11 protein-coding genes are annotated in these 15,889 nt (G+C 73.5%); 6 read left to right on the top strand and 5 right to left on the bottom strand.

All coding sequences use genetic code 11. The annotated features are described in order from the left end of the window. Positions 1-47 precede the first annotated feature (47 nt). The 6 genes from glgX to ACLQ14_RS13690 all read left to right on the top strand — a co-directional run bounded on the left by glgX (position 48) and on the right by ACLQ14_RS13690 (position 10,810). On the top strand, positions 48-2,255 hold the full coding sequence (gene glgX, locus ACLQ14_RS13715; RefSeq protein ID WP_425813869.1) for a glycogen debranching protein GlgX: 2,208 nt from the start codon (positions 48-50) through the stop codon (positions 2,253-2,255). Positions 2,256-2,333: 78 nt separating this feature from the next. Continuing rightward, positions 2,334-4,001 carry an FAD-binding dehydrogenase gene (locus ACLQ14_RS13710; protein WP_425813867.1) on the top strand — a complete coding sequence of 556 codons (1,668 nt, stop codon included), beginning with the start codon at positions 2,334-2,336 and terminating at the stop codon, positions 3,999-4,001. Between the two features lie 192 nt (positions 4,002-4,193). Continuing rightward, positions 4,194-5,174 carry a hypothetical protein gene (locus ACLQ14_RS13705; protein WP_425813865.1) on the top strand — a complete coding sequence of 327 codons (981 nt, stop codon included), beginning with the start codon at positions 4,194-4,196 and terminating at the stop codon, positions 5,172-5,174. Positions 5,175-5,322: 148 nt separating this feature from the next. Beyond that, positions 5,323-7,584 carry a maltotransferase domain-containing protein gene (locus ACLQ14_RS13700; protein WP_425813863.1) on the top strand — a complete coding sequence of 754 codons (2,262 nt, stop codon included), beginning with the start codon at positions 5,323-5,325 and terminating at the stop codon, positions 7,582-7,584. A 20-nt stretch (positions 7,585-7,604) separates the two neighbouring features. Further along, positions 7,605-9,377, top strand: coding sequence for a maltose alpha-D-glucosyltransferase (gene treS / locus ACLQ14_RS13695; protein ID WP_425813997.1), 1,773 nt, complete (start codon positions 7,605-7,607; stop codon positions 9,375-9,377). Next, a complete protein-coding gene (locus ACLQ14_RS13690) occupies positions 9,374-10,810 on the top strand; it encodes a maltokinase N-terminal cap-like domain-containing protein (protein WP_425813861.1) in 1,437 nt (478 codons plus the stop codon). The genes treS and ACLQ14_RS13690 overlap by 4 nt, the downstream gene beginning before the upstream one ends. A gap of 22 nt (positions 10,811-10,832) precedes the next feature. Here ACLQ14_RS13690 and ACLQ14_RS13685 read toward each other — a convergent pair whose 3' ends face one another. From ACLQ14_RS13685 to ACLQ14_RS13665, 5 genes are read right to left on the bottom strand one after another with little or no spacing between them, the layout of a single operon-like run. Continuing rightward, positions 10,833-12,071, bottom strand: coding sequence for an ROK family transcriptional regulator (locus tag ACLQ14_RS13685; protein WP_425813995.1), 1,239 nt, complete (start codon positions 12,069-12,071; stop codon positions 10,833-10,835). Between the two features lie 31 nt (positions 12,072-12,102). Next, entirely contained in the window at positions 12,103-12,909 is an 807-nt protein-coding gene (locus ACLQ14_RS13680) for an ABC transporter ATP-binding protein (RefSeq protein ID WP_425813859.1), read from the bottom strand. Then, complete coding sequence (locus ACLQ14_RS13675) at positions 12,906-13,868, bottom strand: ABC transporter ATP-binding protein (protein ID WP_425813857.1); 963 nt, start codon at positions 13,866-13,868, stop codon at positions 12,906-12,908. Before ACLQ14_RS13675 ends, ACLQ14_RS13680 begins: the two co-directional genes overlap by 4 nt. Beyond that, the gene (locus tag ACLQ14_RS13670; protein ID WP_425813855.1) at positions 13,865-14,842 is read right to left on the bottom strand and encodes an ABC transporter permease; all 978 of its coding nucleotides are present in this window, start codon (positions 14,840-14,842) and stop codon (positions 13,865-13,867) included. Before ACLQ14_RS13670 ends, ACLQ14_RS13675 begins: the two co-directional genes overlap by 4 nt. Positions 14,843-14,868: 26 nt before the next feature. Continuing rightward, positions 14,869-15,858 (bottom strand): ABC transporter permease, encoded by a 990-nt coding sequence (locus tag ACLQ14_RS13665; protein ID WP_425813853.1) that lies wholly within the window; start codon positions 15,856-15,858, stop codon positions 14,869-14,871. Between the last annotated feature and the right edge of the window lie 31 nt (positions 15,859-15,889).

Genomic DNA, 15,889 nt, shown 5'->3' with positions numbered 1-15,889 from the left:
GGCCCTCCGTTTGGCCGGGGGGCGCCGTCGTCGTCAGACTGAGACGCGTGCCACCGTCCCCGCGCCACGTCGCGACGCCGCCGCTCGGCGTCCACGTGACTCCCGACGGCGTGAGCGTCGCGGTCCTCGCGTCGCACGCCACCGCCGTCGACCTGTGCCTGCTCGACCCCGCGTCCGACGGGGCCCTGCGCGAGCGCCGCGTCCCCCTCGAGGGCCCGAGCTTCGGCGTCTGGCACGCGCACGTGCCCGGGGTGGCGCCGGGCCAGCGCTACGGCTTCCGGGTGCGCGGCGCGTGGGACCCCGCCGCCGGGCTGCGGCACAACCCGGCGAAGCTGCTCGTCGACCCGTACGCTCGCGGCGTCGTCGGGCGGACCGACCTCGACGGGGCCGTCGCGGGGTACGCGCCGGGTGACCCGTTCGGTCCCGCCGACCCGCGCGACTCGGCGCCGCACGTGCCCCACTCCGTGGTCGTCGACGTCGAGGGCATCCGCGACCGCAGCCCCGACCCGCGCGCCAACCGGCCGTACGTCCCGTGGAGCGACACCGTCGTGTACGAGGCGCACGTCCGCGGCCTGACGATGCTCCACCCCGACGTGCCCGAGGAGCTCCGGGGCACGTACGCGGCGCTCGGCCACCCGGCCGTCGTCCGGCACCTGACCGCGCTGGGCGTCACGGCGATCGAGCTGCTGCCGGTGCACGCCAAGGCCGACGAGCCGCACCTCGTCGAGAAGGGCCTGACGAACTACTGGGGCTACAACACGCTGGGCTTCTTCGCGCCCGAGCCGTCGTACGCGACGCGCGCCGCGCAGGACGCCGGCCCGGGCGCCGTCCTCGACGAGATCCGCTCCGCCGTGCACGCGCTGCACGAGGCCGGCATCGAGGTGCTGCTCGACGTCGTCTACAACCACACGTGCGAGGGCGGCGTCGACGGCCCGCAGCTGTCGTGGCGCGGGCTCGACAACACCACCTACTACCTGCACGACGGGAACGTGCCCGCGCGCCTCGTCGACACCACCGGCACGGGCAACACGCTGGACTTCCGCCGGCCGCGCGTCGTGCAGCTCGCGCTGGACTCGCTGCGCTACTGGGCGGACGTCGTGGGCGTGGACGGCTTCCGGTTCGACCTCGCGGTCACGCTCGGCCGCTCGTTCGCCGGGTTCCAGGCCGACCACCCGTTCCTCGTCGCGCTGCAGAACGACCCGTCGCTCGCCAACCTCAAGCTCGTCGCCGAGCCGTGGGACGTCGGGCCGGGCGGGTGGCGCACGGGCCAGTTCCCGCCGCCCTTCGCCGAGTGGAACGACCGCTTCCGCGACGTCGTCCGACAGTTCTGGCTCGCCGACGTCGCCCGCCTCCAGCGTGGCGAGCCGGGCCCCGGGCACGACGGCGTCCGCGACCTCGCGACCCGCCTCGCGGGGAGCGCCGACCTGTTCGGGCACAGCGACCCGCCGCTCGCCCGGGGACCCGTCGCATCGGTGAACTTCGTGACCGCCCACGACGGATTCACGCTGCGCGACCTCGCCACCTACGACCGCAAGCACAACGAGGCCAACGGGGAGGACGGGCGCGACGGCTCGGGCGACAACCGGTCCTGGAACCACGGGATCGAGGGCGTCGGCGACCCGCGCGACCCCCGGACCGCGCGCGTGGCGGCGCTGCGGGCCCGGAGCGTGCGGAACCTGCTCGCGACCCTGCTGCTCGCGGCGGGGACGCCCATGCTGACGGCGGGCGACGAGCTCGGCCGGACCCAGCGCGGCAACAACAACGCGTACTGCCAGGACGACGCGACGTCGTGGGTCGACTGGGACCTCGCACCCTGGCAGCAGGAGCTCCTCGCCTCGACCCGCACGCTGCTCGCGCTCCGGCGCGAGCACCCGGCGCTGCGCGTCGACGCGTTCTACCGCGGCACCCCGCTCCCCGGCGACGCGCCCTCCCAGCCCGACCTCGCCTGGTACGACGCCGCCGGCGAGCCCTTCACCCACGACGACTGGCACGACCCCGAGGCCCGGACGCTCCAGATGATGCGGCGCACCCCCGTCGCCGGGTCGTCGCACGTGCTGGTCGTGCTCAACGGCGCGCTGTCCCCCATGGAGGTCGCGCTCGCCGGGCGGGGCAACACCGACCGGCGGTGGCGGCGGGCGTGGAGCTCGACGTCGGGCACGCGCGCCATGGCCGAGCACCCCGAGCGCGAGCCCGGCGACCGGGTCCTGCTCGACGCGCTGTCCGTCGTCGTCTACCTGGCGGCCCCGCGCGACTGACCCGTGCGGCCGCCCCCTGCTGTCCCGGTCCCGGCCACGACGGCAGAACGCCTGCCCGCACCGGGTACGCTCCGCGGCATGAACGACACCGAGGTCGACGTCATCGTCGTCGGGGCCGGGCTCTCCGGCCTCGTCACCGCGGGCGAGCTCACCGCCGCCGGCAAGCGCGTGCTGCTGCTCGACCAGGAGCCCCGCGCGAGCCTCGGCGGCCAGGCGTTCTGGTCGTTCGGCGGGCTCTTCCTGGTCGACTCGCCCGAGCAGCGGCGCCTCGGCGTGCACGACAGCGCCGACCTCGCGTTCTCGGACTGGCTCGGCTCGGCGCAGTTCGAGCCCGGCGCCGAGCGCGGCGAGGGCCCCGACCGCCACGGGTACGCGTGGGCCCGCGGGTTCGTCGACTTCGCCGCCGGCGGCATGCGGTCCTGGCTGCACGGCAAGGGCGTGCGCTGGTTCCCGCTCGTCCAGTGGGCGGAGCGCGGCGGCTACCTCGCCGACGGGCACGGCAACTCCGTCCCCCGGTTCCACGTCACCTGGGGCACCGGGCCGGGCGTCGTCGAGCCGTTCGTCGCTGCGGCGCTCGACGCCGCGCGCGGCGGGCTGCTCGACGTGCGGTTCCGGCACCGGGTCACCGACCTCGTCGTCGCCGACGGGCGCGTCACCGGCGTCCGCGCCGAGATCCTCGCCCCCGACGACGGCGCGCGCGGCGTCCCGTCGTCGCGCGAGGTCGTGGGCGAGGTCGAGCTCGCGGCGGGCGCCGTCGTGATCGCGTCGGGCGGGATCGGGGCGAACCACGACCTCGTGCGGGCGCGCTGGCCCCGCGACGCCGGGACGCTGCCGCCGCGGATGCTCCAGGGCGTGCCTGACTCGACCGACGGCCTGCTCCTCGAGGTCGCCCGCGACTCCGGCGCCGCGATGGTCCACGAGGACCGCATGTGGCACTACCCCGAGGGCATCGCCAACCACTCGCCCGTCTGGACGAACCACGGCATCCGGATCCTGCCCGGGCCGTCGTCGCTGTGGCTCGACGCCGACGGGCGCCGGTTCCCCCAGCCGCTCTACCCCGGCTTCGACGCCCTCGGCTCCCTCCAGCACGTGACCAGGCAGAGCGACACGCACTCCTGGTTCGTCCTCAACCGCAAGATCATGGAGTCCGAGTTCGCCCTCTCCGGGAGCGAGCAGAACCCCGACCTCACCCGCAAGGACGTCCGGCTGCTCACCAGGCGGGTGCTGCCGGGCGCCGTCGGGCCGGTCGCGGCGTTCGCGGAGAAGTCGCCCGAGTTCGTGTTCGCGGCGACCCCAGCGGACCTCGCCGCCGGCATGAACGCGCTCGTCGGCGAGCGCCGCATCGACGCCGGCGAGCTGGCCCGGACCATCGCCCTGCGCGACGCCCAGGTCACGAGCGGGCTCGGCAAGGACCACCAGGTCGTGGCGACGGCCATGGCGCGGCGCTTCACGGTCGACCGGCTGATCCGCGTCGCGCCCCCACGGCCGCTGACCGACCCCAAGGACGGGCCGCTGCTCGCCGTGCGGCTCTCGGTGCTGACCCGCAAGACGCTGGGCGGGCTGCACACCGACGCCGTCGGGCGGGTGCTGCGGTCCGACGGCGAGGTTCTCGAGGGGCTGTGGGCCGTCGGCGAGGCCTCGGGTTTCGGCGGCGGTGGCGCCCACGGGCACCGCGCGCTCGAGGGCACGTTCCTCGGCGGCTGCCTGTTCACCGGCCGGACCGTGGGCCGCGCCCTGGCCCGCTGACTCCGCCCCTGACGCCGACTCCTCCGCCGAGTACGAGGATTTCCGCCGAGTACGAGCATCAGGCCCTCGTACTCGACGAAGATCCTCGTACTCGGTGACCACCGAGGCGAGGGCCGACCACAGACCGTCGTCTCGTCCACAGGCGCGCAGACGACCCGTCCGTCGCGGCCGGCGTCATGCACGCTCGCCGGTGTGACGAACATCGTGACCGCCACCGCGCGCGAGACTCCGCAGGCCCGATCCGCTCCCCGCCGGGCGTTGCGTCGGCCCGTGGTTCCTGAGGTCCTGCGCTCCGACGACGTCCCCGCGGCCGAGCTGCGGACCGGCCTCAGGAACGGCACCCTCGTCCGGGTCGCTCCCGGCGTGATCGGGCACGCACCACCGTCGGAGCCGCGCTGGCAGCGCTCCGAAGGGCTCCAGCTGCTCGGGGTGCGCGCCACGAGCAGGAGACTCTCGACGCCGTTCTGGTTCAGCCACGAGACGGCCGCTCTGCTCTGGGGCTGCCGGGTGTGGCGGCCGGGAGCCGAGGTCCATGTCACGCAGCTCTCGAAGCCACCACAGGACAAGCTCCCGAAGGTGCACCGCCACGCCGACGCGCTCCCGGAGGCGGATCGGACCGTCGTCGGCGGGCTCCCGGTGACCTCCCTCGTCCGCACGGCGCTCGACTGCGCATGCAGCATGACGCCCGAACGCGCGCTCCCCGTGGTGGATTCGGCGCTGTTCGCCGGCGCCGACCTCGCGTCGCTCGTCGCTCAGGCGGACGATGCCGTCGGGCGGCGAGGCATCAGGCTCGCCCGGCGCGTGATCGCACTGGCGGACGCGCGCTCCGACTCCGTGGGCGAGTCGCGGACGCGCTGGCAGCTGGCCGCAGCCGGGCTCCCTGCCCCCGATCTCGCCATCCCCGTCGAGACGTTCCTCGGCACCCGCTGGGTCGACCTCGGCTGGCCGGACCTGAAAGTCGGCATCGAGTTCGACGGGGCGATCAAGTACAGCGGCGGCGAGTACGGCGACCCGCGGCGCCGCCTGCTCGACGAGAAGCGGCGCCACGACGCGCTGGTCGAGGCGGGATGGATCATCGTCCGCGTCACGTGGGAGGACCTGGCCGATCCCGAGCGGCTCGTCGCCCGGGTGCGGGCAGCGCTGGCGGCCGGGCGTCGCCGTCGGCGGACGTGATCGCCGAGTACGAGGGTTTCCGCCGAGTACGAGCACCACGCCCTCGTACTCGACGGAAATCCGCGTACTCGGCGGAGGAAGACGCCCGGGCAAGGCGCGCGGGGTTGCTCGGCGGGAGCGCTCGGGCCCGCGGCTGTAAGTTCGAACCGTGACCTCGCCCCGCCGCGCCACGCCCCGGCCCGCCGCCGCAGCGCCTCGCGACACCGATGCCCCGACCGTTCCGACCACCCCCCGCTCGTCCGCAGGCTCCGCTCGCGCGCCCCGTCCGCCCCGGACGACGCCGCCCACCCGCACCACCCGCGGCCGCGCCGCACCCCCGGCACCCGCGGCACCCGCGGCACCGTCGGGCTTCCCCCAGGGCGCGACCGTCACGGGCGCGCCGGGCATCGGGCGCATCCCCGTCGTCGAGGTGTCCCCGACGATCGCGGAGGGCCGCTGGCCCGCGAAGGCGGCGGTCGGCGAGCTGGTGCCCGTCGAGGCGACGGTGTTCCGCGAGGGCCACGACGCGGTCGCTGCGACGGCCGTCCTCGTGGGTCCCGACGGCCGCGACCGCTTCACGTCGCCGATGGTCGACGTCGAGCCCGGGCTGGACCGGTTCCGCGGCTACGTGTCCCCGGACGAGACGGGAACCTGGGGGCTGCGCGTCGAGGGCTGGTCGGACCCGTACGCGACGTGGCGCCACGACGCCGGCATCAAGATCCCCGCCGGCATCGACGTCCAGCTCATGCTCGCGGAGGGCGCGGCGCTGTTCGAGCGGATCCTCACGGTGCCCGGCCGGCCGGGCTCGGCGCAGGAGGTGCTGCGGGCCGCCGCGTCCGCGCTGGCCGACGCGGGGCTGCCGCCGGAGGTCCGGTTCGCCGCGGCCACGAGCGAGCAGGTGCTGGCGGCACTGGCCCTCCACCCGCTGCGCGACCTCGTCTCGCCGTCGGACACGTACCCGCTCGTGGTCGACCGCCCGCTCGCGCTCGCCGGCTCGTGGTACGAGCTGTTCCCCCGCTCGGAGGGCGCGAAGCAGGCCCGCGACGGCAGCTGGCGGTCCGGGACGTTCGCGACCGCGGCGAAGCGGCTGCCCGCGGTCGCCGCGATGGGCTTCGACGTCGTCTACCTGACGCCGGTCCACCCCATCGGCACCACGTTCCGCAAGGGCCGCAACAACTCCCTCTCCCCGCAGAAGGGCGACCCCGGGTCGCCCTACGCGATCGGCTCGCCGGACGGCGGCCACGACGCGATCCACCCGGACCTCGGCACGTTCGACGACTTCCGCGCGCTCGTCCGCAAAGCCCGCGAGCTCGGGCTCGAGGTCGCGCTCGACGTCGCGCTGCAGTGCTCGCCGGACCACCCGTGGGTCTCGGAGCACCCCGAGTGGTTCACGCGCCGCGCCGACGGCTCGGTCGCGTACGCGGAGAACCCGCCCAAGAAGTACCAGGACATCTACCCGCTGAACTTCGACAACGACCCGGAGGGCATCTACGAGGAGGTCCTGCGGGTGCTGCGCGTCTGGGTCGACGCGGGCGTCACGGCCTTCCGCGTGGACAACCCGCACACCAAGCCGCTGCCCTTCTGGGAGCGGCTGCTCGGGGAGTTCCGCCGGACGAACCCGGAGGTGATCTTCCTGTCGGAGGCGTTCACCAAGCCGGCGATGATGCGCACCCTCGCGACGGTCGGGTTCCACCAGTCGTACACGTACTTCACCTGGCGCAACACGCGCGACGAGCTCGCGGAGTACCTCCAGGAGGTGTCGGGCCCGCTGGGCTCGGTGATGCGGCCGTCGTTCTGGCCGACGACGCACGACATCCTCCCCCCGTACCTGCAGCAGGGCGGCGTGGCGGGCTTCGCGGTGCGGGCGGTCCTGGCGGCGACGGGATCGCCCACGTGGGGCGTCTACTCGGGCTACGAGCTCGTGGAGAACGTGCCGCGGCCCGGGGTCGAGGAACAGATCGACAACGAGAAGTACGAGTACAAGCCGCGGGACTGGTCGCGCGGCGACGACCTCGGCATCGCGCTGCTGATCGGCCGCCTCAACGAGATCCGCCGCGAGCACCCGGCGCTGCGCCAGCTCCGCAACCTCACCGTCCACCCGACGGCGAACGACCAGGTGCTCGCGTTCTCGCGCCGCCTGCCGCCGTCGTCCGAGTCGGGCGCGAGCACGGGCACCCGGGCGGACGCCGTCGGGGACACGGTGCTCGTCGTCGTGAACCTCGACCCCCACCAGGTGCAGGAGACCACCGTCTTTCTCGACATGGACGCGCTCGGGATCCCGGAGGACCGACGCCACGACGACCCCTGGTTCCCGGTCATGGAGGCCCACGACACGCTGTCGGGCGCGACGTTCGCCTGGGGCCAGAACGCGTACGTGCGGCTCGACCCCTCGGTGCAGGTGGCGCACGTCGTGCACGTGAGGGCCTCGTGACCCCGGACTCCTCGGCGGGCATGACGCCCCAGCACCTGGTCTCGGCCCCGCCCACGGCACCCATCCCGACCTGGGCCCTGCCGCCGGCGCAGCAGCCGCACCCCCCGGGGATGGAGCGCCGCGGGCTGTCGGACGACCCGCAGTGGTACCGGACCGCCGTCTTCTACGAGGTCATCACCCGCGCGTTCTCGGACTCGGACGGCTCGGGAACGGGCGACCTCCGCGGGCTGATCGACCGCCTCGACTACCTGCAGTGGGTGGGCATCGACTGCCTGTGGCTGCCGCCGTTCTTCCCCTCCCCCCTGCGCGACGGCGGCTACGACGTCTCGGACTACACCGCGATCGCGCCGCAGTTCGGGACGATGGCCGACTTCCTGGAGCTCGTCGAGAAGGCGCACGAGCGCGGCATCCGCGTCGTGATCGACCTGGTGATGAACCACACGAGCGACGCGCACCCGTGGTTCCAGGCGTCGCGCAACGACCCCGACGGGCCGTACGGCGACTTCTACGTGTGGAGCGACGACAACACCCGGTACCCGGACGCCCGCATCATCTTCACGGACACCGAGACCAGCAACTGGACGTTCGACCCGGTGCGGCGGCAGTACTTCTGGCACCGGTTCTTCTCCCACCAGCCCGACCTGAACTTCGACAACCCGCACGTCCAGGACGCGATGGTCGACGTCGCGCGGTACTGGCTGCAGGTCGGTGTCGACGGTTTCCGGCTCGACGCGGTGCCGTACCTGTTCGAGCGCGAGGGCACGAACTGCGAGAACCTGCCCGAGACGCACGCGTTCCTGCGTCGGCTGCGGAAGATGGTGGACACGGAGTTCCCGGGCCGGATCCTGCTCGCCGAGGCGAACCAGTGGCCGAACGAGGTCGTGGAGTACTTCGGCACCGAGGAGGAGCCGGAGTGCCACATGTGCTTCCACTTCCCCGTGATGCCGCGGATCTTCTACGCGATCAAGGACCAGCGCCAGACCCAGCTCGTCGACATCCTCGCCGACACCCCGGACGTCCCCACGAGCGGCGCCCAGTGGAGCACGTTCCTGCGCAACCACGACGAGCTCACGCTCGAGATGGTGTCCACCGAGGAGCGCGCGGCGATGTACGGGTGGTACGCGAAGGACCCGCGCATGCGCGCGAACGTCGGCATCCGGCGGCGGCTCGCGCCCCTGCTCGACAACTCCCGCAAGGAGATCGAGCTGGCCCACGCCCTGCTCCTCAGCCTCCCCGGCAGCCCGTGCCTGTACTACGGCGACGAGATCGGGATGGGCGACAACATCTGGCTGCCCGACCGCGACTCCGTCCGCACCCCCATGCAGTGGACCCCCGACCGCAACGCGGGCTTCTCGACCGCGGACCCCGGCAAGGTGTACCTGCCGCTCGTGCAGTCCCTCGTGCACCACTACGCCCACACGAACGTCGAGGCGCAGCTCGCGCAGCCGACGTCGCTGCTGCACTGGCTGCACGGGATGCTCAAGGTCCGCCGCCAGCACCGGGCGTTCGGCGTCGGCTCGTACACGCAGGTCGAGACGACGGACGAGTCGGTCCTCGCGTACCTGCGGTCCACCGGGGACGAGACGATCCTGTGCGTGGCGAACCTGTCGTCGACGGCGTCGGCGGCCTCGCTGACGCTGCCCGGGCACGGCGGCGCCCTGCTGGCCGACGTGTTCGGGGGCGCGGCGTTCCCCGCCGTCGGCGCGGACGAGCGCACGCACGTGACGCTCGGGTCGCGCGACTTCTACTGGCTCGTGCTCACGGACCCCCGGCAGGAGGCCCCCTCGCCGTGACCGTCCCCCACCCGCCCGACGTCGTCGTCGGTGGCCTGCCCGTCGGTGACGCCGCCCGGGTCCTCGCCCCGTGGCTGCCCGCCCAGCGCTGGTACCCGGTCAAGGGCGTCGCGACACGCGCGCGCCTCGTGCGCACGGTCCCGCTCGGGCCCGGGGTCGCCTCGCTCCTCCTGGACGTGTCCCGCGCACCCGACGACGGCGCGCCTCCTTCCGCGGCCCCAGCCCCGGACGCTGCGCTGCTGCACGTGCCGGTGGTGGTCGAGCCGGCGCCCCCGGACGGCCGGACGCCGCCCGCGAGCGCCGTGGGCTCGCTCGAGAGCGACGGCGTCACGTACGTCGTGCACGACGGCGCCCGGCACCGTGCCTTCTGGGCGGCGGTGCTCGCGGGGGCACGGTGGGAGGACGGCGCGGGGCCCGTTGCGGAGACGGACGCGCCGGGCGGGCCGGACCTCGCGGGCGCGCGGGTCGTCGCGGGTGAGCAGTCGAACACCTCGGTGCTGCTGCCGCAGGTGGCGGGCGGGGCGATCCTCAAGGTCCTGCGCACCGTCGCGTCTGGGCCGAACCCCGACCTCGACGTCCCGCGCGCCCTGGCCCGCGCGGGCTGGCACGGGGTGCCGCGGCCCCTCGCGTGGTGGTCGGTGGACGGTGGCGCGCCCGACGCGCCGCCCGTCGAGCTGCACCTCGCGATCCTGTCGGAGCTGGTCCCCCGCGCCGACGACGGCTTCGAGCTCGCCTGCGCGTTCGCCGGCCGGGCGGCGTCGTTCGCGGAGCAGGCGGCGGCGCTCGGCACGCTGGTCGCGCAGCTCCACGCCGCCCTGCGGCGCGCGTACGGCACGGGTCCCGTCGTGGACGCCGGCTGGCTGATGGACGACCTGCGAGCGCGGGCGCTGCGAGCCGTCGGTGAGGCGCCCGTCCTGGCGCGCCGGGAGCCGGCCATCGCCGCGGTGCACGTGCGCGCGGAGACGGCGCTCGCGGCGTCGGGCGACCGGCACGCGCTGCCGCGCCTCCAGCGCATCCACGGCGACCTGCACCTCGGGCAGGTGCTCCACGGCGCGGACGGCTGGCGGGTCCTCGACTTCGAGGGCGAGCCCCTGCGCCCCGTCGTCGAGCGGACGCGCGCCGACCTCGCGCTGCGCGACGCCGCGGGCATGCTGCGGTCGTTCGACTACGCGGCCGCCGTCGGGCGCGCGCACGGCACCCGGTGGGCCGCCGACGCGCGGGACGCGTTCTGGCACGCGTACCGAGCCGGGGGCGGCAACCCGGCGACGTCTCCCGCGGGCGGCGGGGGCGACGGCGCGCAGGACGACCTGCTCGCCGCGCTCGAGCTCGACAAGGCGCTGTACGAGGTCGTCTACGAGGTGCGCAACCGCCCCGACTGGGTGGGCATCCCGCTCGCCGGCGTGGACCGGATCCTGGAGCGCGCGGGGACGTGAACGGGGGCGCCGGCGTCCGGGATCAGAGGCGCACGGCCGCCCGCTCGGGCGCGGACGCGGGCAGCACGACGCTCGACTGCCGGGGCACCAGCTCGGACTGCAGGACCATCGCCGCAGCACCCACCGCGGCCGCCTCGTAGGCGTGCGGGGAGATCGTCACGCCCACGGCGTGGTTCCCCCGGGCGAAGTAGCGCGTCTCGAGCACCCGGCGGACGACCGGAAGGTACACGGAGCCGGCGACCCCGAACGACGGCCCGGTCAGGACGACGTGGTCGGTGTCCATGATGGTCGCGACCGTGTGCGCGGCGACCGCCACGTAGCGCGCGGAGTCCTCGAGGAGCGCGAGGGCGCCGTCGTCGCCCTGGAGCGCGAGCCGCGCGACGGCGGCGAAGTCGCCCGTGACCGACGAGCCCGGCCCGGCCGGGTCGAGCAGCCCGCGCTCGCGCGCCCGGGCGACCACGGTCGCGGGACCCGCGAGGATCTCCACGCAGCCGCGGTTGCCGCACCAGCACTCGGGTCCGTCGAGGTCGACGCAGATGTGCCCGAGCTCGACCGTGTTGCCGCTCGCGCCGCGGTAGGGCATCCCCCCGACCACGACCCCGCCGCCGATCCCCGTGCCCATGTACACGGCGGCGAGGCAGACGGACCCGGGCACCGCACGGGCCCAGTGCTCGCCGAGCGCGCCGGCGGTCGCGTCGTTGTCCATGAGCGTCGGCAGCCCGATCGACCGCTCGAGGGCCTGCGCGAGCGGGAAGTCGGACCAGTCCGCGAGCGTGGGAGGCGTGAACGCGCCGGCGCCCTGGAAGACCGGGCCGGGCATGCCCACTCCCACTCCCACGACGCGGCCGCGCTCGACCCCGGCCGCCGAGATCACGGCCCCGATCTCACCCGTCATGCGCGCGACCACCTCGACCGGGCCGGCGGTGCCGATGCCGGCTCGGCGTGTGCGGGCGACGATGTCGCCGCCCAGGTCGGTCACCACGTACGTGACGGAGCCGTGGTCCAGGTGCACCCCGACGGCGTACCGCGCGGTCGGGTCGAGCCGCAGCATCGTGCGGGGCTTGCCGCCCGTGGACTCCGCGGTCCCGACCTCCGTGACCAGGCCGTCGTCGATGAGCCGGCGGACGACCGTCGAGACCGTCGCCCCGGTCAGGCCCGTCCCCCGGACGAGCTCCACCCGGCTGATCGTGCCCGCCGCACGGACGGCGTCGAGGATCACCGAGCGGCTGTTCGCATGGGTCGAGACCGACCCCGCCGGCATCGGCACGCGAGCTCCCTTCGTTCCCGGTCGGTCAGGACGAGAGCTCGGCGAGCCGGCGCTCCGGGTTGGGCGCCGCGGCCGCGAGCAACCGGGTGTACTCGTGCTGTGGGTTCAGGATGACGTCGTCGGCCGGTCCGCGCTCGACGATGACCCCCTTGTACATCACGAGGATCTCGTCCGAGAAGTGCCGGGCGGTCGCCAGGTCGTGCGTGATGTACAGGACGCCGAGGTTCTCCTGGCGCTGCAGGTCGCCCAGGAGGTTGAGGACCCCGAGGCGGATGGAGACGTCGAGCATGGACACCGGTTCGTCCGCCACGAGGATACCGGGGGACGGCGCGAGGGCCCGGGCGATGGCGGCGCGCTGCCGCTGCCCGCCCGACAGCTCGTGCGGGCGGCGGGCCGCGAACATCTCCGGCGGGTCGAGCCGGACCCGGTGCAGCAGGTCGTGGACGCGCGCCTCGACCTCGTCGCCACCGAGCCGCGGGTGGTGGAGCTGGATCGGGCGGGCGATGTGGTGCCCGATCGAGTGGTACGGGTTGAGCGACGCGAACGGGTCCTGGAAGACCATCTGGACCTGCCCCCGGTACGCGTGCTTGCCCTTGCGGCCCTTCGGGACGGGCTTGCCGTCGACGAGGATCTGGCCCGACGTCGGCCGCTCGAGCTGGAGCAGCATCTTCGCGATCGTCGACTTGCCCGAGCCGGACTGCCCGACGAGCGCGACGGTGCGTCCCGGCTCGAGGACGAGGCTGACGTCGTCGACGGCGCGCAGCGAGGCGCCTCGCATGCCGTCGCGGACGCGGTAGTCCTTGGTGACGCCGCGCAGCTCGATCGTGGTCATGCGTCCGCCTCCTCGGCGTGGTCGGTTGCGGCCGGCTGCGCCGGCGCGTCCTCGGTGTCGGGTGCGGCGTCGGCAGCCGTCTCGTCGTGACCGGTGCGCACGAAGCCCCCGCGGGCCCCGGTGAGGCTGGGGAACGAGCTGAGCAGGGTGCGCGTGTACTCGTGCTGCGGCCGGGTGTAGAGCGTGCGGGCGTCCGCGAGCTCGACGATCCGCCCCTCCCGCATCACGGCGATCCGGTCGCTGATCTCGAGGAGCAGCGGTAGGTCGTGGGTGATGAACACGACCGCGAAGCCCAGCTCGTCGCGCAGCCGCGTGATCTCGTCGAGGATCTCGCGCTGGACGACCACGTCGAGCGCCGTCGTCGGCTCGTCCATGATGAGGACCTGCGGCTCGAGCGCGAGTGCCATCGCGATCATGACGCGCTGCCGCATGCCGCCGGACAGCTCGTGGGGGAACGCCTTGAGCCGGGCCGGGTCGACGCCCACGCGTTCGAGCAGCTCGCCCGCCCGGCGACGCCGCTCGGCCTTCCTCATCTCCGGTCGGTGCGTCGTGAAGACGTCCTCGAGCTGGGCCTGGACGTTGATGACGGGGTTGAGCGAGTTCATCGCGCCCTGGAACACCATGGCGACCTTGTCCCAGCGGAACTGGCGCAGGTCCTCGCCGTGCAGGTCCGTCAGGTCGAGGGCGTAGCCCTCGCGGGAGTGGAACTCGATGCTGCCGGACGTGATGACGGCCGGCGGCTTGAGCAGGCGCGTGATCGCGTAGGCGAGCGTGCTCTTGCCGCAGCCGGACTCGCCGGCGAGACCGAGCACCTCGCCACGGGCGAGCTCGAGGGACACGTTCCGGACGGCGTGGACGGGCTCGTCGACCAGGTAGTCGACGCTCACGTCGTCGATCGTCAGGACGACGGGTCCGGTGGGGGCGGCGCCGCGCGGGCGGGCCACGGCGGGTGCGCTCACAGCGAGTCCTCCTTGACTTCCTCGAGCTGCTCGTCGGTCAGGCGCCAGCGCTTGCGCTGGGAGCGGGTCTGGCTGCGCAGCTTGGGGTTGATGGCCTCGTCGATCGAGAAGTTGATCAGCGACAGGGCCGCGCCGAACAGCGCGAGCAGCAGGCCCGGCGGGACGAACCACCACCACGCCCCGAGGCGGAGCGCGAGGCCGTTCTGGGCGTAGTAGAGCATCGTGCCCCAGGTGAACGAGTTGGTCGCGCCCAGGCCGAGGAACGACAGCCCGGCCTCACCGAGGATCGCGAAGATGATCGCGAACACGAACTGCGACGCGAGCAGCGGGATGAGGTTCGGGAAGATCTCGACGAGGATCACGCGCCAGGTGCGCTCGCCCGCGACCTTCGACGCGAGGACGTAGTCGCGACCCCGCAGCGAGAGCGTGAAACCGCGGATGACGCGGGCGGACCCGGCCCACCCGGTGATCGCGAGCACGACCGCGATGAGCCAGATGCTCTTGTTGGGCACGTAGCTCGAGATGATGATGACGAGCGGCAGGCCCGGGATCACGAGGGCGATGTTGGTGAAGAGGTTGAAGACCTCGTCGGTGGCGCCGCCCGCGTAGGCGCCGATGATCCCGAACAGCGACGACAGGATCACCGTGAGGACGCCCACGACGAGGCCGATGGTGAGGGAGCCGCGCGACGCGTGCGCGAGCTGCGCGAACACGTCCTGCCCGGTCTGGGTGGTGCCCAGCAGGTGCCCGTTGCCGGGCCCCTGCAGGCCGACGTCGGAGATCGCGGACGGGTTCTGGGTGAGGAACGGGCCGACGATCGCGAAGAGCGCGATGGCGCCCACGATGACGAGACCGGCGACCAGCTTCGCGGTGAGGCGAGGGCGCGCGCGCCGACGCTTCGGCTTCGGGCCGGGCAGGTGCTCGCGCGACTCGACGGCGCCCGGCTCGAGGGACTCGGAGAGGGTGACGGACATGAGAGCCTCCTTGCTCTGGGACGGCCCTAGCCGCGCTGGCGGGTGCGGGGGTCGATGACGGCGTACAGGAGGTCGACGAGCAGGTTCGCCCCGAGGACCGAGAGCGTGATGACCAGGAAGATCCCCTGCATCAGCGCGTAGTCGTTGGCGTTCACGGCGTTGAGGAGCGCCGAGCCGATGCCGGGGTACGAGAACACGGCCTCGGTGACGATCGAGCCCGCGACCACGAAGCCCAGCGAGATCGCGAACCCTGCGACGGACGGGAGGACCGCGTTGCGCGCGGCGTAGGTCCGCATGATCCGCCCGGCGCGCAGGCCCTTGGCCTCCGCCGTGACGATGTAGTCCTCGGCGAGGGTCGAGACCATCATGTTGCGCATCCCGAGCATCCAGCCGCCGATCGAGGAGATGACGATCGTCGCTGCGGGCAGGATGCCGTGGGAGATCACCGAGCCGATGAACGCCGGGTTCAGCCCCGGTGACGTCGTGTACACGTCGTAGCCGCCGTTGAGCGGCGAGATCATCCACACGCTCCCGAACAGGTACAGCAGGATCAACGCGAGCCAGAAGTACGGGATCGACTGGAACATCGTGGTGACGGGGATGAGGTTGTCCAGCCACGAGCCGCGCTTCCAGCCCGCGAAGGTCCCCAGCCCGACGCCGAGGACGAACGAGATCACGGTCGAGATCCCGATCAGCCCGATCGTCCAGGGCAGGGTCTGGCCGATCACCGTCGAGACCGACGTCGGGTACTGGGACACCGAGATCCCGAGGTCCCCGTGCAGGAGCTGGCCGAGGTAGTCGACGTACTGGGACCACAACGACTGGCTGGAGTCGGCGCCGAGGAGCAGCTCGATCGAGTGGCGCGTGGCGGGCGTGACGGGCCCGTGCTGCGCCAGCTTCGACAACATGATGTCCACCGGGTTGCCCGGCATGAGCCGGGGAATCAGGAAGTTCAGGCTGACGGCCGCCCAGAGGGCGATGACGTAGAACCCGATCCTTCGGGCAAGTGTCTTCATGCGTGCGCTCCGCTCCTCGGCACCGACGGGG

The sequence above is a fragment of the Luteimicrobium sp. DT211 genome, assembly GCF_049844995.1.
Taxonomy (GTDB): Bacteria; Actinomycetota; Actinomycetes; order Actinomycetales; family Cellulomonadaceae; genus Luteimicrobium.
This window is presented reverse-complemented; position numbering and strand designations above follow the sequence as displayed.